Consider the following 19,782-nt stretch of genomic DNA (forward strand, 5'->3'; position numbering starts at 1 on the left):
ATAATTAGCATAGTCAATATTATTATTAAATACTTAATATATATATTAATTAAATGATATTAAAAGATAAGCATTTGGTTACGTATTTTATATATCAGTTTACCAGTAGCTGCTCTAAACTTGTATAAAAACGGCCTATATCTCCCTCGTTTAAATCCGGAAAAACCCATTCTTGCGAATATCGCTGCTCTGTCTGTATAGAGATTTGAATGCTGTCAGCCTCTACTACAGATATCACAGAAAGCTCAATATCAACCCCTGATACACCTTGCTCTCTGCTCCAATTTGAAATATGCTGAGCCTCTACGCAGAAAATGGCAATATCCGTATACGCACTATAAGCCCTTGCCCCGGCAGCGATTATTAATTCCTGTAATCCATGGATTGCAGCTTTAAGAGGCAAATACTCCAGATCATGCAGCATAGCGGTAGGCTGGTCTACCACGATCCAGCTTTGATATCCATCTCGGGTAAAGAAATCTCTCAGCACATGCAAAAAATATAGGATGTCAATCTCCTTGCTATAATACATGTAAATAAGCGGAATGTGAGAAGCTTCTATCGCAATCGTCTCCTCCTGCTTTATAAATAAATAATCCTCTTGCTGCCACCAGCGCAAATGGTCAGATAAAAAAGGCGGGTCAGGAGTGTGGCGTTGACTTGTAGAGATATAAACGACATGTTTTTGATAACGCACAGCCAATTGCTCCACTTCCTGCAACTCTTCTGGTTCCATTGTGCCCAGCAAGACAATCGTATCTGTCAGATCCCCACTCCATTTTCCCGTCCTAAAGGCTGAATCCGGCTGCTGCTCCTGCTCCCGAAGGATCGCTTGTTCGATGAATGCAGCTACTTTTGTGCGAGGAATTTGGGCTTCATATGGGGTCTGAAAATAATAAGGTGCTGCCGAGCCAACTACGTCCTCCCCCTTAAACACATGGGCACGTCGTATCCAATCTGGATGTTTGTATTGGATTACAGGTAAATCCGTATCCTGTATCGGACGGTAGCTATTCTCATACAAAATATATTTTAGCTTCTCTATAGAAGGAACATGCTTGGACTGCTGCAAAGCTTTACACACCTGGGCCGTAACGAATGGAGTGGCGTAGCTATTGCTATTGGAGCAGCGCACAATCCCTCCCGTTGAATCTACCAGTTCATGTCTGGCAAAAGCGGTAAATTCAATACCACTTGAATAAGCTTTTTCAGCGTCATATGTATATTGCCCTGCCATAAGTATGCCGCTTCGGTCACAGCGTACTCCAATCACATTAGCAAAAGAAGCCGGATAAGTAAGAAGCCCCCCGTTTTGTGCAGCACACACCATAATCAGTCCTGCTCTAGCTGCATCATTTACAGCTTCTCGCAGCATTTCTCGATCCCGATAATTTATGCTTCCCAGGCTCATATTCGCTACCTGTACCCCTTGCTTTACACACCAATCCAGTGCGGCACAAAGCTGCACCGCATTTCCTTTTCTATCGTTCATTATTTTCACACTGCTAATCATCGCATCCGGGAAATACGTTTGTACAATAGCAGCACACAGCGTACCGTGATTTAAGCTACGCCCATCTTCTGCGCCCCCATGTGCTATTTCGACGTCGTATAATAAATGAGAGTTCAGGAAGTCAGCATTCACCCCATCGTCAATGAAGGCTACATGGATCTTGGCATTCATTGTTTCTCCCCCTCCCCCTTCGGATCCTCACTGCTCTGTTCCATTTCATTAAGTAAGAGGAGGGTGCCTCTACGAACGTTAGCGTTCGTCTATAAGCACCCTCCTAGTTCGTGTACTATACGCAAAATAGCTGGATCAGACTGCAATATTTACGTTCGTACCCGCAGCCTTCTCCTCTTTTTTAGCTGAATCCTGGTAGGCATTGATTTCTTGTTCAGTCCACACTCTGCCAGCCTCTGGACTTATCTCCTTCTCATCCTTTGGCTCATCCCGTTCGGTCATCGCCGGTGCATTATTCGCGGCTTCACTGATGCGTTCATTGATACTCGCAGCGATTCCCATAATTTTTCCGTCAAGCCCTTCTGCCTTCTCACGCAAAGCCGCTGATTTTGCAGGGTTAGTGCTTTCCCAGCCCTTAGCCTCGCTTCCCAATGTGATTTGTGCCATTTTAGCTATTTTGGCATTCTTCAACTCATTGTTTGCAGATACTATACCATGCATGGTATAGGTGATCAGATTTTGCCTCTGTTCCTCTGCAGTCTTCGGTATATATTGTTCCTTTTTACCTTCCTGAGCCTCTTTTTTACTGTCCTCATCCATGCCTAAAGCCTTTTTTTGTTCTTCCAGCGACTGTTTTTGAATGTTCTCATCAATTTGCTGAATCTGCTTATCGATCTCCTCCATTTCAGCCTTTACAGCTTCTGGACCGAGACCACGCTTGAGGGCATTACTTACATAGTCCGAACGCCTCTCCATTAAATTTTGCTTTTGCTCTGTCAATTGTTGAATAATCTTGTTTTGCGGCTTGCCTATACTCTTTCTTTCAGCCTGCGCGGAAAGTGGATGCCGTAGTTCAAGTCGGTTGTTATCTGCGGTGCGGAACGGCGATTGGTGAGATGATGTAAAAGATACATTCATCCTAAAACCTCCAATTCTCTTCTAATAAGTGATTCTAGAGGTATATCGGATTTTTTTGTATGTTTTTGTATGTTTTATCATCATTTTCACAAATCCTTCATTCCTTTTCCACTGTCAAGCAATCCTTTATCGTCTCATACAAGCTGTTATATGTAAGCAACCCCCCTTCCAATATACGCTCCTCCGGAATTTGAATGGCGAATCTTTTTTCCACCTCAAATAATAGATATACCAGATCTCGGGGAAATAACCTCATTTCTGGTCCTAATAAAGTAGCCTCTTGATTGATCTCGCTCGCTTTGATGTTAAAAAGTTCCCCAAATATATTTTCCAGCTTAGCTCGTGTTTCTGTTACATCCTGAGTAAAGTTCATATTCTTCCCTCCATTAGAACTGAGCTACATGATGATCGACTGAAAAATAGTGTAAAATGTCCTCCGTCAGCTTGCCCATATCCTCATCGCTAGACAGATTGAGTATAGGCACGGGATAACTGGAAAGCTCTTGTTTTTTCTCTTCCACAAAACGAGGATCAACAGAAGCATATTGCAAATTCACCGTGGAAGAAGAATAGCTATCGAATACATTGTTACTCAAGGCGTATCCCAGCAATGAAGAGGAAAAGCGATTTTCCATGTATTGTTTGACATGCTCCAGGTATTTTAGATTATATTCATCATAATGAAGACAACAGATCAGCCCATCGGGTCTAACTGCACGGGATGCCAAAAATGAGGTTACTCCAAAATAATTCGTGAACGTGTTATTAAAAGGGACAATCCCGCCTGGGATACCTACGAGTATCAAATCCGGCTTTTCACTCTGCTCTATTTTTTTCAAATATCGATTAAACATAATAATCTTCTGCGTCTCGGTCATCCCGCCCTCAAACATAAACTGCGGGAAAGAATGCGCACCTATCAGCTCTCCGCATCCGTTAGATGTCACTTGCGATACCTGATATCCTTGCGCTTCAAGCTTCTGCCGGATGTTAAGCTGCAAATGAAGCTTATGGGTTCGCTCGTTCAGACCTATTACAAACAAAACCGGTGTAAAAAAATCATGTATGGCGGAAGACGGGTCCGGTGGTGAAATATGTTCCGTGCGCACATCAAATGTATTTTTTAAAATTAGCTTGTAGCCATGCTCCTCACTGGGCTGAATGAGTTCCATACATGAGTCTGGCAAAGTGAAATTACACATGACTTTTTTGCCAAGTTGTCCAGCCTTCTTGATCACTGGGAGATACACCTCAGCTACATCCAGCTTGAAGTTGGATTGTACCAGTAAAATGTCATCACAGCTCTCTAATTCCTGTTCCAAGCAAGACACCGGCTTCACGATAAGGTCTGTTACTTGTCCCTTGTCCACCACACAGGCATCTTTCCCGATCATACCCGACCCTTGAAAAGAAATAAGTACAACTTCCCCATAACTTCCTAATAAGTTCAAGTTTCTAACCAGAGCTATCGTTTCATAATCAAACGGAAAAATGATTAATTTATTCGTCATGGAGACACCCCTCATGCTTTTTCAAAGTCAAGGATCGTATCCTCAGAGAAATCATATCCCAGCTCATTCATCATGCAAAAATCAAGTAAGGTATGCCTGATATCATTTTTAACTACAGAGCAGTGACTCAGCTTCTTTTCTTTAGACAAGGTGTGCAGATCATCTGCTACAGCCACACATAGCGTACAAAAACGGAAGTTCCAACAGTCTTTACATGCATCCTCCGTAACCGTCCCTACATTTAAAATTTGGCTGATTTTATCTATTTCAAAGCCAGTGTCCACCTTTCCAATCTGCACGACCTCCGACTGCTCACTCACCCGTTCGCATGGAAATAAATTTCCATGCACATCAGCAAACAGGCGTTGAACACCGGGCACACAGGGTCCGCCATGATGTGCTTCTATAGGCATCCCCGCCGAAGGCTTTCTATAATGAAACATTCGGAAATAAATCTGAATATAATAGTCTTTAATCAGTTTGGAGACATGGCTTTCATCTACTCTTCCAAACTTGGAGAGCATCATTTTAAAAACCTCATAGCCCCTCTGCTCAATAAATTCATTCCTGTACAAAATTTCATCCTTCACATAAGCATCATTAATGTAGGATGATCTCACACTGTACAGACTTTCGAACGTTTCATAGTTCGTATAAAAGTCGTTAATGCAACCAAAATCATTGCGAGTATCCAGCACCACATTAAAATTAATCCATTCAAAGAGAGCAGGATAATTCATTTTAATTGTGTCTACATTGGCAATGATCGTATCGAACGAGCCCCGTCCGTTAACAGCAAACCGTCTGTTCCTGTCATGGTTCTCCCGATCTCCGTCCAGACTGATCGTCAGCACAAAATGATGCTCATCCAAAAAGTCCAAAATCTCTTCATTAAGCAGCGTACCATTGGTCGTTAAGTGAAAACCCACATCTCTGTATGCTACCTGCTCCTTAATATATTCAACACATTGCTTGATCAAAGGGAAATTAATAAGCGGTTCTCCCCCATAAAAACCAAAGTCCAAGCGGTCACTGTCCACTGACCGATCAATGACAAAGTCAATACACTTGCGCGCTGTCTCAAAATCCATCATCAGACTGGTATGACCCCGATTCTCATATCCTCCTGAATACACGCAATAAGAGCATCTAAGATTGCAATTTTGAGTGACCTGCAAAGTTAGGGTCTTCAACTGATGCTGAAGCATATGCTCCAAGTGCTTCGTCTTCGGATGCATCATAATCTGTGGACGCTGCGAAGATAAAAATCCGTTATCCAACAAGTCACGGATATACTGCTGCAACTCCGGTGTAGCATCCATCTGATCCAGGTCGAAACTGGAATGCGAATTCAGAAAATGATAAGCCTCCTCTTTAATTCGTAAGATTAAATTGGTATTTACATCATATACATAATGGTGGAGTCTCGTCTGAAACGTGTATATAAAAGGTTGGCACATGTTCATGATTCACACCTACTCTGTTTTGATGTGGACAGAAGAGCCTGCAATGTCCAGGCTCCTCCATACAAATACAAACTTAATAATTACCAATTCCCGTTCCATTATCTCTGCGATAAGAACCGTCACTTTCTCGCGATGTATTGGAGCTTCGAGTCAAACTGCCAGCACAATAACAGGAGCAAGGACAATAACAGGAACAACCACAGCCAAATGCCTCAATCGTGTCGCCTACATTCGTACTTCTTTTCACAAGCTTGCGCATGTAAAACTACTCCTCTCATTTTTTAATATGATTAAAACGGGTGTTCACCCATACTAATTCCTTACATGGTATTAAATCACACGATAAAAGCGTTTGTTTTTTTCATCATTTTATGGGGACCTCTTCTTTCTCTGATATCCATCCTCTGTATTCCGCATGACAGGTCATAAAATGTGAATGTGTTCCGATTTGGAGTGGTTTGCCACTTTCCAACAAAATAACCTTATCGACATGCGCTAATATCTCGCTGTGATGGGTAACGATCATTACGGTCTTGTCACTCAATCGGGTCTTCAACAATTGTTGAACACTTAGCCTGCCTGCCACATCCAAATGGGAAGTCGCCTCATCGAGAATATACAATGGCGCTTCTCTGACCAATGCCCGGGCCATGGCTATTTTCTGTCTTTGCCCTCCCGACAGCTTGGAGCCATTCGAGCCTATTGGGAAGTCATCGGCCAGGCTGTGAACCCATTCTTCCAGACCAACCTCCGCAATAATTTTCTCTATTGCTTCATTACTGACTTCTGTGCCTAAGCGGATATTTTCAAAAAGAGTAGTATCAAATAAATATACATGCTGGCTGACCAAGGCTATCTGACTTCGATACTCCTCTATTTCATAGCTTTGAATGTCCATGCCGTCATAAGTGATCATCCCCTGATCAGGCTGGCTGAACCTCATCATCAAATCCAGGAGCGTAGACTTTCCTGCCCCGTTTGCTCCTATGATAGCTACCTTTTCCCCCCGGGCAATCCTAAAGTTCACGTCGGATAGGATTGGCTCATCCTTGGTATATGCAAAAGAAACATGATGAAACGAAATGTGATCCTCAGGAGACGGCTCAGGGAGAATAGACGTAGCAGGGACTGAATTAGATGTCTCTTCCTTTGCCCAATCCAAAAACTGGTAGTATCGCACGGCAGAAGGAACAACTTCGGCCAGCATGTAGCCAATGTTTAAAATAGCGAAAATGGGAGTGGTAACATAAGCACTGTAAGAAACAAAGGCAAAAATACCACCTACAGTGAGCTGTAAACGAAAAATAAGATCAGCTCCAACAACATACACAAGCATCATCAGAAGTTGAATTAAAATCGATTCTGAAGCGATATTCCATGCATCCAGAAGAGACAGTTTTCGTTCTGAATCTACAATTCGCCGCTGTTTGGATGAGAACTGCTGATGCTTACCGGGGATAAGACCAAACATCCGCTGCTCCTTCATACCTCCGACAGATTCCCCAAACCACCGGGCAAAATCACTGCTGCCTTCAATCAAATCCCCCACCAGTCTTTTTCTGCGCTTCACAAAATACTTCACTACAACATATTTGATAGGCAAAAAGCACAGCACAATTACAGTCATTTTCCAGCTAATAAGCAGCAGACCACATAAACCACCAATCATACTGAACGCCTGCATAATAGTAAAAAACACTCCACTATCTGTGATCCTTGAAACATTGCCTACATCTGTACTAATCTGGTTCAACAGTTCTGCTTCATTCGTACGGCTAAAATAGCTCATTCGGACTCTTGTCAGATGCAGATACGCCTTTTCAAATAAGGAAAAGGTAACCTGTGCGCTTAAGCCTGCCCGAAAGAATTCTTTACACACATTCAGCAGCTTGTCCAAGCAAACGATGAAGAACGCAGCAGAAGTGTACAGGACTACAGCCCACATATCCCCTTTCAAGAGACCTTGATCTACAATGGTCTTGCTTGTCAAAGGCAACAATATATTCAAGCCCGCTGATACGATGAGACATGTCACAATGATCACGACTGTCTTCAAATGAGGTTTAAAGGTTGCTGCCAAGCGTTTGTATACTACAGAATCCTTCATCCTTTCCCCCCTTCAGCTGATGCGCCCTCCCCCTATTAACTAATTCCGTATCGGAATCAAAATCACCTTAAAATATCTCTTAACTGTTCTAGTAATTCCACATTTGCGAGATTAAATATGATTTTTGTCATTCTTGAAAATTGGTATTAATGTATACGATTGGAACATGTAAAAGTCATTTATTTTTTTATCCGTCCAAAGGGGGCTTGAACAAATGCCGACCACGATGGTTACTGACTGTTGCAAAGAGGATCAATGCAGAGGTAGTTCCAGATGCTTTTACAAAAAAATTTGTGAACTGTATCTGAGTGAGGTATATCGGTTCTGTATGCATTTAATCAAGAATCAATCTTGTTTTAAATTTATGGCAGAAGAATGTACACAAGATACTTTTGTAGCGGCAAGACAGCAATTGGTCAAGCTCAAGCATCACCCCAATGTTAAGGGATGGCTGTACCTTACAGCTAGGAATCTCATTTATAAATCATTTAGGTGCTACTATACGCAAAGAAAGCATGAAACTACGCTTGAATGTGAGAAAATATGTGGTTTTTCGAATTCGGTAGAGGAGGAGTGGGAGAATCAGAAGCTGGAAGATGTGGATACGGTGATTGTTAGCATACTGACGCAGCTTTCCAACATTGAATATACGCTCTATCAGGATTACTTTTGTCAACAACTGCCTGTTTCCTTCCTCGCTGACAAATATAATATTTCAGTTACGGCGACAACGACCCGGATTTACAGACTAAAACGGAAAATTCGTACATTATCCCACCAATATTGTCTTCATATATAAACATATCCATGTAAAGCAAAAGCGAGCCCCTCTTGCAAAGAGAAGCTCTAATTATGTTCACCAAACACCTGATTGAGCAGGATATAAACGTTTGTGCTTACGTTGTTCCTCCAGTAAGTATATCATCTGTTGATGAGCGCTCCTGGTCTGCTGTGTTGCAAAAGCGGGGTGGACAAGATTGCATGTTTCCATAGGGTCGTTGGTTAGGTTATACAATTCATATTCGTCACGATCCGGTTGTGTTTTGACCTGTGTAGCCCAGTAAGCGTATTGATCACATACAGAATTGCCCACAGGCTGCATAGTCACATCCTTCACTCCCGGCTGGCTCCAAAATTGAGTATTGTCAAAATAGCGGCTAAACTTCCACAACTCCTTGGCACCATTTGTGTGCAGAGTCGCTATGACTGTCTCGACATGATTGGGCTGAATAACAGATGGATATGCTCTTCCTAGTATATTTATCTGTCGCTGTCCCCGGGTAATATCGTCGTCGGTCATAAAATAAACCGGTTGATCAGCTATTTGGCCTTGGTTTTGTCCCCGGATAACAGGAGCCAGATCATTCCCCACCAAAGCACGAGCTTCCGTAAAGCTGTTTTGCAAGCGCCCCTGGACTGCTGTGATGTCTACATTCGCCAGTCCAAGCATCGTAGGCAGAAGGTCCACATGGTTTGACAGCGTATATTCACTTTTATACTGAGGGAACAGATGCCTGTTATGGATGACCAATGGTACATGTACAATCTCTTCGTAGGCACAATAAAACTTTTGATGGAGATTACCGTGAGCACCTAGCAAATCCCCGTGATCGGATGTAAAAATAACAATGGTATTATCATAAAAGGATGAACGGGTCAGCGCTTCAAATACCTTTAGCATTTGACGATCTGCATTTTTTTGCAACTGGTAGTATAGCTTACGGTAAAAGGATTGATCCACAATGGGCTGTAGCGCTCTAGGATAAATATCCCGATAGCTTGCCTGACAGCGTGGCTTGGCGCCCAACCATTCGTTGATCGTTGGGGGAGGGGCAACTGCCGGCATCGGCTCCACCTCAAATCGAAACATGGGTAGCCGTGCAGTAATAGCACCATATAAAACGATATCATGCGGGTTCACAAATGAAGCTACGACCAACCAAGGCTTTGCATGGGTATCATATTCCTTCTGTCGTTCAAGGGCTTCGATAAGCTGGACAGTATCCGCAGCATATACTTCGTCTCTCCCATTTAAACCAAAACCAGCAGAAGAACCGGAATTTCGTGGGTTTCTCCCATGCGGCTCCGGCCCAATCCATTCGGAAAATCCGAAGTTATCCAAGCGGTTGGCTCGCTCGTATATGTCCTCCTGTTTTCTGTCGGGTACACCAGTCAGCGGATGATAGCTAGGGAGAGCATTGTGTGTACCCGGGACGATAATATCCTCATGGGATATATGCCATTTCCCTTTGTAATACGTTTGGTAACCTGCTGCGCGAAAGTAATCACCCATGGTAGGCACCGTATTTCTATCCAGCCAGAACATATCGGAGTCGAATGGTCCCTTAGCCACTCCATCCGTCTGAGTGACCCCATGGAGTGACGGATAATGGCCAGTAAACAAGGTTGTTCTGCTAGGGCTACACGCAGCGCTTCCTATATAATGCCTGTGAAACTCCAGCCCGTGAGACCTCAAAAGTCCTTGTGTAATCAGATTTTGTCTGCTCCATTTTTGGATTTCCGGGTTTTCATAAACTACAGGATACCGTTCTTCATCCACAAGGAGTACAAGAAAATTAGGCCGTTCAAGCGGTCTGGGTAAAGATAAGCTATCGTTCATGAAACACACATCCTAGGTCAGTTTTACCCTAAAGATATGTTATGAAGCCGTGAAACAGTCGTCCGAATTGGTAAAACAACAAAACGACGGGTTCCCTTTTATCACAAAGGAAACACCGCCGTTATATGCGATTACTTAATACCCGAAATTGTATAATTTTCGATAATATACTTTTGGAAAATAATGAAGATAATCATAATCGGCACGACCATAAAGGTCGAGCCCGCCATTTGCAGGGCAAATTGACTTTCGTTCTGTCCCTTGAGCAGTGACAAACCTACGGACAAGGTGTACAGCTTCTCATCGTTCGCAATAATGAGCGGCCATAAGAAGCTATTCCATCCGCCAATAAAGGTCAGGATGGCCTGTACCGCAATAATCGGCGTCGAAATGGGCAGCACGATTTGTAAAAAAGTGCGGAACTCCCCTGCTCCATCAAGACGTGTCGCCTCCAGCAGTTCTTCCGGGATATCGGACATGAACTGCCGGAAGAGGAAGATCGCGAACGCGCCCACCAATCCAGGAAGGACAATCCCCAGCATGGAATTGGTCAATCCCATCTGGTTCAGAATCAAATAGACGGGAATCATCGTCACTTGACCTGGAATCATCATGGTTGCCAGTACCAGATAGAACAGAAAGCCTTTGCCCTTAAACTGGAATTTGGCAAAACCATAGCCCGCCATGGCGTTAAGGAATAATCCGAAGAAGGAAGCTAGGACAATGATCAGCGTATTCGTCAGATAAGTTCCAAACGCCATGCTATCGAATAGGATTTTAAAATTATCCAGTGTAAAATGCTCCGGCCAGATGGTTGGAGGAATTTTGGTTACCTCGCCCTCTGTCTTAAAGGAGGATAAAATCATCCACGCAAAAGGCAGCACCATCAACAGACCTCCCACAGTCAGGAGAATCGCCACGAACCATTGAAATGTTTTTTCACCACTGCGCGTATTGGCGCGGGCTTGCTGAACAGCTGTTTTCACGCTCATCACCTCTCTCTATCAGGACTCCGCTTTATTTTGCAAACGGAACTGAATCAGCGTTACCGCGATGATCGCGAAGAACAGAATGAACGATCCCGCCGCGGCATACCCGAATTTACTAAATTGGAAGCCGTTATTGTAAATGAACAAGGATGCCGTCAGCGTGCCGTCCAGCGGTTTCCCTTTGGTCATGACAAAAGGTTCCTCGAAAAATTGCAGCCAGCCAATCATCGTCGTAATGGACACGAAGAAAATAGCGTAACGAAGCTGCGGAAGCGTAATATACCGAATTTGCTGCCATGTATTGGCCCCGTCAAGCTGGGCCGCTTCATAATAAGAGCCTGGAATGCCTTTAATAGCCGCAATAAAAATAATCATGTTTAAGCCGATGCCCCGCCAAACCGCTAACACAATCAGCGAAATTTTCGCTACTGTTGGATCGGTCAGCCATGGGACGGGACCCAAATTCACCAGACCAAGTACGTAGTTGAATAATCCAAGCGTCGGATTATACAGATAGCTCCAAACCACTGCGACCGCAACCACATTCGTTACGGACGGCAGATAGAACACGACGCGGAATACTTTAAAAGCACGTGATTTACCCATATTAATCAGAATCGCGATGCTGAGCGAAAATATCAACACCAGCGGAACACCAATGATAACAAAGAACAACGTATTCCCAATGGACTTCAAAAAGGAAGGGTCCAAAAGCACGTTCGTGTAATTTTCCAATCCTATAAAGCGAATACTTTCATAATTAACGAGTCCGGACAGATCCATATCCGTGAAGCTGATCACGAGCGCCAGTAGTATCGGCAATAACGAAAACAGCGTTAACAGGATGATGGAGGGACCGATAAACAAGTATGGCGCAAGCTTCTGCGAGCTTCCTTTCATGCCTTCACTCCCTTTGACAATGACGGATATGGATCATTATTTTTTCATTATACTTGCAGCCTGCTGATTAAAGTCATCCATTTCCTTCTGTACATCGGCATGACCGCGGTAAATACGCTCGAAGCTCTTGATGAACTGTTGAGAAACCTCTTCCCATGCAGCCAGTTGCGGCAATGCTGCGGAATGATCCAGCTGTTTGCGAATCGTCAGAAGCATCGGATCACTCTTCAGTTTGGCATCTTCCCACGATTTAGTAGTCGCAGGCAAGTTACTGGACAGCTCCATCCATTTCAGTTGTGTTTCTGGTTTGCTCATGTAAGCCAGGAATTTGGCCGACTCCTCTGGGTGCTTGCTGAATTTCATAATTGAAAGGTTGGCTCCACCCAAAACGGATAGGTTGTTTACTTTGCCAGGAAGCTCCGCAATATTCCACTTGCCTTCCAGTTCTGGTGCCTTGCTCTTGATTTCTTTAATCATGAAAGGACCGCTGATAAACATTGGAACGATCCCCTCGCCTTGCAAACCTTGAACGGAATCAATTCCAATATCCACTGCGTTAGAGCCATTTTGGAAAAAGGTATTTACATACTTCACAGCATCTACAAACGGTGCTTGGTTGAATAGCGGATTGCCCTGCTCGTCAACCAGCTTGGAACCGTTCTGAAGAGCAAACATAAAGCCCATGGACTGCTCCTTTGCACTAAAGGAGATACCATATTTGCCTTTACCCCGAGCCGCTAGTTTTTGAGCAGCATCGGACAGTTCCTCCCACGTTTTAGGTGCTTCATTGTATCCAACCTGTTTCAGTAGGTCCGAACGATAGAATAAAACTCGCGTTTCAGTGTACCAAGGTACGGCGACCGGTTTACCTTCAAATTGAGCCGTACTCACAGCGCCCTTGAAGAAATTTTTCGCTTCAAGCTCAGGGTATTTGCTGATGTAAGGCGTGATGTCTGTTAGTGCACCCGCAGATGCTAATTCCGGCACCCATGATGTACCGAGCTGGACAACATCTGGACCTGATTTTGAGGCAACCGCCGTGAGCAATTTGTCGTGAGCGTTATCCCAAGGCAACGCCTGTACATCAACGTGAATATCTGGATTTTCTTTTTCAAAATCTTTTACAATTTCAGGCAGCAGCTTTCCTTCCGCTCCCATGCCCCACATGGTGATGGTCGTCTTGCCATTTGCATCTTTGCCCGACGAATCATCCTTGGATGAACAGCCTACCAACGCACCCCCCAGTAATAAGGTGCTTGCCAAAATGATCCCCAATGTTCTTTTCATCATACGAATTCCTCCCGAGATGATCAGTTTACCGATCATGCAATATGATAACGGATTCAAATGCTAGGATTTTGCAGAAAATCAATAAGCGAATTCCAATAACTAATATATAGATCGAAATGGTCTAGTTCGTCTATATATTGTACTTCGGAACGATAAGAATCAAATTTTGCAAAATCCTTGTACACGTAAAAACATAGCAGTTAAAGCATACCGTTATAACAATTATGTTCAAAGCCTAAGGACCATACTCATCAATAGAAACGTTTCGATAGTCATTATAGAACAAATTGAAACCGTATTCAATAGGGATATTATTTTTTATTTACTTGGAATCGCATCTCATTTTCATTTATTTCAATCTTTATTACGCTATTTGTCCTATAAAAAACCCCCGTTTTGCATTTGACTCTCCATTTGGAAGCGTATATAATCCAACTGAGTCCAACAATAGAAACGTTTCGATTAATAATACAACAGAAGATTATGCTTTTATACTAGCTATTAGCCTGTTCAGTACTTTTTTGAATCAACTTTATCCAAAAAATCTCATGAATCTGAAAAAGAGAGCTGTTTTACCAACCAAACAGCTTACGGAGGATTATGATGGAACAACACCTGAATTCCTATTTACAAAACATGACGCTTGAAGAAAAAGTTGACCAACTGCTTCAGCTTGTGGGTGGCTTTTTTGAAGAAGCGGGTACAGAGGGCCAAATTACTGGGCCTATGGCTTCTCTCGGCATCACAGAGCAGACGGTTCACAACGTTGGTTCCGTGCTCGGCCTTGCAGGAGCCCAGGAAGCAATTCGTGTTCAGCAGGCTCATTTGAGTAAAAACCGTCTGGGTATCCCGCTTTTAATTATGGCAGATATTGTACACGGCTTCAAAACGATTTTCCCTATACCGCTGGCTATGGGTTGCTCATGGGATATGCAACTTGCAGAGGAGAGCGCTACCATCGCTGCCCGGGAAGCGGCCGTATCCGGTGTTCACGTTACATTCGCTCCTATGGTCGATCTGGTACGTGATCCGCGCTGGGGTCGTGTGATGGAATCTACTGGGGAAGACCCTTATCTCAACAGTCAATTTGCCCGTGCGTTTGTGCGCGGATTTCAGGGTAAAGATCTGACAAATGATACCGAGCGGGTAGCCGCATGCGTGAAGCACTTTGCTGCATATGGAGCCGGTGAGGGCGGACGTGATTACAATACCGTAGATGTATCCGCATGGCAGCTGCGAGAGTATTATCTACCCTCCTACAAAGCTGCTTTAGATGAAGGCTGCGAAATGGTGATGACGTCCTTCAATACCGTAGAAGGCGTCGCCGCAACGGGCAATAAGCGCCTGATGCGTGATCTGCTTCGTGATGAATGGGGCTTTGACGGAGTACTCATTTCGGATTGGGCCGCAATCAAAGAGCTGATTCCTCACGGCATCGCTGAGGATGAACGGGAGGCCGCCCAAAAAGCATTGCTGGCAGGCGTAGATATTGAAATGATGACCTCCTGCTATAATGGTCACCTGCCTGAACTGATTCGTAGTGGGGAGTTGGATGAAGCCCTCGTTGATGAAGCAGTGATGCGTATATTGAAGCTTAAGCAAAAACTGGGATTGTTCGAGAATCCGCTACGCGGCGCAGACCCTGAGCGTGAGCGTGAAGTTGTGTTCTGCGAAGCACACCGTGCGGTTGCTAAAGAACTAGCTATTAAATCATGCGTGCTACTCAAAAATGATTCCGTGCTTCCATTGAATTGCAGTCAACATATTGCGTTGATTGGACCTTTTGCAGAGAGCGGCGATATTCTGGGCTCTTGGTCGTGGAGCGGTTCACAAGAGGAAGCCATTCGTGTTGTTGATGGATTCCAATCTAAAATATCCTCCTCGCTGCTCACGGTTGCGACAGGATGCTCTATAGACGACATCACAGAGGAGCAATATGCAGAAGCTCTGCATGCTGCCAGTCAAGCAGAGGTCATCGTTCTAGCACTTGGCGAGCGCTCAGACATGAGCGGTGAAGCAGGCAGCCGTTCGAATATTCGCCTGCCGCAGGCACAGTTGGAATTGGTGAAACGCCTGAAAACACTGAACAAGCCAATGGTAGCCGTCCTGTTCAATGGTCGTCCATTAGATCTGCATGGTGTCATTGAGGAAGCAGACGCTGTACTGGAAGCCTGGTTCCCTGGTGGCGAAGGCGGCGCGGCGATTGCCGATTTGTTATACGGTGATGCCGAACCTACGGGTCGTCTGACGATGTCCTTCCCGCAAACGGTCGGGCAGGTGCCTGTGTATTATAATCATTTTAATACAGGACGTCCGCAGTTAGATCCGAACACAACAGAACGCTACGTGTCCCAATACCTAGACGTACCCAACGAACCTTTATTCCCGTTCGGTTATGGCCTGAGCTACACCGATGTAACCTATGGGAGCGTACAGGTGTCCGGTGACACCCTTATTCCCGGTCAAGAACTGACCGTTAAAGTGCAAGTAACGAACACAGGAACGCGTCCAGTCGAGGAAACGGTCCAGTTCTATATTCGTGATATCAGCGGTGATACAGTTCGACCAATGAAAGAACTGAAAGATTTCTGTAAAGTCCTGCTTGCCCCAGGCGAAAGTCGGGAAGTGGAATTTATATTGACCGAGCCTCAGCTGCGTTATCATCATGCAGATTTGAGCTTCGACAGTGACAGCGGTGAATTCGCCGTCTTTACAGGACCTAACAGCCGAGATACTACAGAAGGCCGTTTTCGGTTAGTAAAAGAAACAGGAAAGTGAGGCGTTCCCTTTGATGAATACAAGTCTAGATCAAAATATTTTGCTGCGGGCCGGTGACCTGTCTTTTACCTTCTTAAGCAGCGGTGATGTGTATAAGATCGCTCACGGCTCAACGATGATCAACCAACTGTTGACCAATTCCGTCGATGGTTCCCTGAACAATCTGTATCTGAGACTGTATCGTCCTTCTGGTGTGAGCATTACTCCTCTGCTTGGAGTTCGTTCGCCCGGCGTAATCCGACAAACGGATCAGCAGATTATATGGGAAGGTTTCGCTGCCGGTGTAGGCTATCAAGTAGCTTTCACACTAAGCCGCCTCGGAGTATGGTTCTGGGATGTAACCCTACAGGGCGATGACGTCGAAGCAGATATTGTGTACGGCCAGGATATCGGTATTGCCGATACTGCTGCTGTACGTAGTAATGAAGCTTACTTGTCTCAATATATTGACCATACTGTCTATCATGATGAAGAAAGAGGCTATACTGTTTGTTCCCGTCAGAATCAGCCTCAAAGTCAGGCATTCCCTTATATTCAACAAGGCTCGTTAACCCGCACTGTCGGATACTCGACGGACGGATTTCAGTTCTTTGGTCTTTCTTACAAGGAAACGAATGAGCCGGAAGCACTGCGCCGCGACTCGCTCGCCAATGAAGTGTATCAATATGAATTCGCCTATACGGCGCTGCAATCTGAGCGGGTAAAACTCGCCGGGGAAGCTCGCTTTACGTTTTACGGTCTGTTCCAGCCGAGCCATCCGGCTGCAGTGACGAAGCTGGAGTATCAGGACCTGGTAACCAAAGCACGCGATGAAGTAGCTCCCGTTCTAGCGGACGCCTCCGCGAGTATCATACCAGCACGTATCACAAGTGACTTCCAGGCAGAGCGTGTAGCTCCAGCGCAAACCATCGGTGAGCCGCTGCGCACGCTGGACTTGACCGATGCCGAAGTGGATCAGCTTTTCCCTAAACGCCAGGAAGAAGAACGGGATGGCGATGTACTACTTTCCTTTTTTACGGACAGCTATGAGCATGTCGTACTCAAATCCAAAGAGCTACGTGTAGAGCGTCCTCACGGTCACATTTTAATGGGTGGGCATTACAATGGAGGTAAAGAAGAAACCATCACAACTACCTCCTATATGTACGGAGTATTCAATTCCCAACTCGTGATTGGCAATACGAATTTTAACAAAATGATTACTAACGTGCGTAATGCGCTCAACATTCCCAAGACATCCGGTCAACGTATCTACGTCGGAATCCAAGGAAAATACCGCCTGCTCACCATGCCTTCCCTGTTTGAGATTGGCTTTAATTATGTGCGCTGGTATTACAAAACGGCTGACGATACATTCATTGTTACAAATCATACGAATGCCGATAGCCCAGAAGTGCGACTTCACATGCGTTCGGCAAGTGGTAAAGCTTACCCATTCCTTATTACTCAGCAAATGTGTATGCATGTGAACGAATATGAGCTTCCGTTTCATATGGAACGCGAAGGTGACGACCTGCTCTTTAGAGCTGATTCCGCCTCCCTAAGCGCCGAGGCTTATCCGGACCTTTTGTACCGCATGCACGTAGCAGGCGCTTCGTTACAGCAGGTGAGTGATGCTCAAGCACTGCTACAGGGCGGAGCATCTCCTGATGCGTCACTGGTCGTTTTGGAACTGGGCGACAGCAGCGAATGGACCTGCACTGTACAGGGCTGGCTGCATGGCCGCTCGACCGGAAAGGACCGAGCACACAAGGAGCCTCACGCCTCCTTTGAAGATGAGCGCGAGCGCTATCGGGAATATTTTGCGGAGCTTATGAATGGCTTCCATCTGACGCTTGGCCAGCAGGAAACCAGCGAGCTATTCCGTGTGAACGCAGTGGCCTGGTGGTACACCCACAATATGCTCGTCCACTACTCTGTACCTCACGGTCTGGAGCAATATGGCGGTGCGGCCTGGGGGACACGCGATGTATGTCAGGGGCCTGTAGAATACTTCTCGGCTGTGCAGAAGTTCGACGAGGTTCGTTCTATTTTGCTAACTGTATTCAGCCATCAGTATGAAGATACCGGGAACTGGCCGCAATGGTTTATGTTTGACAACTATACTCACGTGCAGCAAGAAGAAAGCCATGGCGATATTATCGTTTGGCCGCTTAAGGTACTGGGCGATTATTTGACCGCTACCCGTGATTACAGTATTCTGGGAGAAAATGTACCTTACACCCATCGACATACTTTCGATTATACCAAGCAGACTGCGACCCTCATGGAACATGCGATGAAGGAAATCGAATATATTCGGGAAAATTTCCTTCATGACACGTACTTATCGGCTTATGGCGACGGTGATTGGGATGATACCCTCCAGCCAGCCAATGCGCAGCTGAAGCAATACATGGCGAGCAGCTGGACGGTTGCACTCACCTACCAAGTGATTCGTAACTTTGCTGCTGCGTTGGAGCAAGCTCCAGCAGATGTAGTAAGCGATGCCGATAAGATCGCTCAAGATTTACATCAGATGGCGAACGGCATCCGTAAAGACTTCAATCGCTACATGCTGGAGAGCGAAGTTATTCCAGGCTTTGTATATATGGAAAAGCCTGGTCAACCGAAGCTGATGCTCCATCCGTCCGACACCGAGACGGGAATCCACTACCGCTTGCTGCCGATGACACGCAGCATGATTAGCCAATTGCTCACGCCTGAGCAAGCATTGGCTCATGAGCGGCTTATCCGCGAGCAGTTCCTCTGCCCGGATGGTGTGCGTCTGATGAACCGCCCTGCACAATATGATGGCGGTGTGAGTTCGCACTTCAAGCGCGCAGAGCAAGCGGCCAACTTTGGACGTGAGGTCGGCCTGCAATATGTACATGCCCATATCCGCTTTGTGGAAGCCATGGCCAAGTTAGGACGCAAGGATGACGCTTGGCATAGTCTGAAGCTCATCAATCCGGTTGGCATCCGCGCGACCGTACCGAATGCCGAATGGCGCCAAAGCAACGCGTATTTTAGCAGCTCGGACGGTAAATTTAACACCCGCTATGAAGCACAGGAACGGTTTGGTGAACTGCGGGAAGGAGCCGTACCCGTCAAGGGTGGCTGGAGAATCTATTCCAGCGGTCCGGGAATTTATATGAATCAGCTCATATCCAATGTCCTTGGTATCCGTCAGTCAGGCGAGGACCTGATTCTGGACCCTGTGCTGCCGGACGATCTCGACGGATTGGAATTTAAATTTTCCTTTGCAGGAAAGCCAATCACCTTCGTCTACCGCATGCTGCAAGAGCATACGAGCGGTGAGCAAGGCCGTGCAGTATTGAACGGTTCCCCTCTGGAAAGCGAGCCAGCCGATGATAATCGCTATCGTTCCGGTGCCTTGCGTATCAAACGTCAGGCTTTCGAGCAGGCGTTAGCAGAACATGATGGTGTGCACCGCCTGGAGATTATTTTATAAAATCGAATGATGCGTAAGCAAAATCAGGGATAGGCAACAAAGGGATGGCGATCTTACGGGATCGC

General features: G+C 45.4%; 14 protein-coding genes. 3 read left to right on the top strand and 11 right to left on the bottom strand.

Annotated elements, in window-relative coordinates; genetic code table 11:
* Positions 1–94: 94 nt before the first annotated feature.
* From ABEW32_RS13935 to ABEW32_RS13965, 7 genes are all read right to left on the bottom strand, one after another.
* Complete coding sequence (locus ABEW32_RS13935) at positions 95–1,684, bottom strand: S8 family serine peptidase (RefSeq protein ID WP_430188545.1); 1,590 nt, start codon at positions 1,682–1,684, stop codon at positions 95–97.
* 135 nt (positions 1,685–1,819) lie between these two features.
* A complete protein-coding gene (locus ABEW32_RS13940) occupies positions 1,820–2,602 on the bottom strand; it encodes a muscle M-line assembly protein unc-89 Uncoordinated protein 89 (protein WP_430188547.1) in 783 nt (260 codons plus the stop codon).
* Positions 2,603–2,699: 97 nt separating this feature from the next.
* Complete coding sequence (locus ABEW32_RS13945; RefSeq protein ID WP_430188548.1) at positions 2,700–2,975, bottom strand: peptide maturation system acyl carrier-related protein; 276 nt, start codon at positions 2,973–2,975, stop codon at positions 2,700–2,702.
* Between the two features lie 13 nt (positions 2,976–2,988).
* On the bottom strand, positions 2,989–4,113 hold the full coding sequence (locus ABEW32_RS13950; protein ID WP_430188550.1) for a TIGR04066 family peptide maturation system protein: 1,125 nt from the start codon (positions 4,111–4,113) through the stop codon (positions 2,989–2,991).
* Between the two features lie 11 nt (positions 4,114–4,124).
* Positions 4,125–5,579 (bottom strand): Cys-rich peptide radical SAM maturase CcpM, encoded by a 1,455-nt coding sequence (ccpM, locus tag ABEW32_RS13955; RefSeq protein ID WP_430188552.1) that lies wholly within the window; start codon positions 5,577–5,579, stop codon positions 4,125–4,127.
* A 73-nt stretch (positions 5,580–5,652) separates the two neighbouring features.
* On the bottom strand, positions 5,653–5,838 hold the full coding sequence (locus ABEW32_RS13960; RefSeq protein ID WP_080561119.1) for a CLI_3235 family bacteriocin precursor: 186 nt from the start codon (positions 5,836–5,838) through the stop codon (positions 5,653–5,655).
* A 105-nt stretch (positions 5,839–5,943) separates the two neighbouring features.
* A complete protein-coding gene (locus tag ABEW32_RS13965) occupies positions 5,944–7,686 on the bottom strand; it encodes an ABC transporter ATP-binding protein (RefSeq protein ID WP_430188554.1) in 1,743 nt (580 codons plus the stop codon).
* A 226-nt stretch (positions 7,687–7,912) separates the two neighbouring features.
* Here ABEW32_RS13965 and ABEW32_RS13970 point away from each other — a divergent pair, with 226 nt between their 5' ends.
* On the top strand, positions 7,913–8,485 hold the full coding sequence (locus ABEW32_RS13970; RefSeq protein WP_430188784.1) for an RNA polymerase sigma factor: 573 nt from the start codon (positions 7,913–7,915) through the stop codon (positions 8,483–8,485).
* Between the two features lie 57 nt (positions 8,486–8,542).
* Here the strand turns inward: ABEW32_RS13970 and ABEW32_RS13975 are convergent, their stop codons facing one another.
* The 4 genes from ABEW32_RS13975 to ABEW32_RS13990 form a co-directional block, all read right to left on the bottom strand.
* The gene (locus ABEW32_RS13975; protein WP_430188556.1) at positions 8,543–10,306 is read right to left on the bottom strand and encodes a sulfatase family protein; all 1,764 of its coding nucleotides are present in this window, start codon (positions 10,304–10,306) and stop codon (positions 8,543–8,545) included.
* Positions 10,307–10,437: 131 nt separating this feature from the next.
* Positions 10,438–11,292, bottom strand: a complete 855-nt coding sequence (locus ABEW32_RS13980; RefSeq protein ID WP_013368987.1) for a carbohydrate ABC transporter permease — start codon at positions 11,290–11,292, stop codon at positions 10,438–10,440.
* Between the two features lie 18 nt (positions 11,293–11,310).
* Positions 11,311–12,195 (bottom strand): carbohydrate ABC transporter permease, encoded by an 885-nt coding sequence (locus ABEW32_RS13985; RefSeq protein WP_016820227.1) that lies wholly within the window; start codon positions 12,193–12,195, stop codon positions 11,311–11,313.
* A gap of 36 nt (positions 12,196–12,231) precedes the next feature.
* Positions 12,232–13,485 (bottom strand): sugar ABC transporter substrate-binding protein, encoded by a 1,254-nt coding sequence (locus ABEW32_RS13990; protein WP_430188557.1) that lies wholly within the window; start codon positions 13,483–13,485, stop codon positions 12,232–12,234.
* 603 nt (positions 13,486–14,088) lie between these two features.
* On the opposite strand from ABEW32_RS13990, the gene ABEW32_RS13995 reads away from it, so the two are divergent.
* Positions 14,089–16,263, top strand: coding sequence for a glycoside hydrolase family 3 N-terminal domain-containing protein (locus ABEW32_RS13995; protein ID WP_430188787.1), 2,175 nt, complete (start codon positions 14,089–14,091; stop codon positions 16,261–16,263).
* Between the two features lie 13 nt (positions 16,264–16,276).
* Entirely contained in the window at positions 16,277–19,717 is a 3,441-nt protein-coding gene (locus ABEW32_RS14000) for a GH36-type glycosyl hydrolase domain-containing protein (RefSeq protein WP_430188558.1), read from the top strand.
* Positions 19,718–19,782: the final 65 nt, after the last annotated feature.

The sequence above is a fragment of the Paenibacillus jamilae genome (assembly GCF_050482105.1).
In the GTDB taxonomy this organism is placed as follows: Bacteria; Bacillota; Bacilli; order Paenibacillales; family Paenibacillaceae; genus Paenibacillus; species Paenibacillus jamilae_B.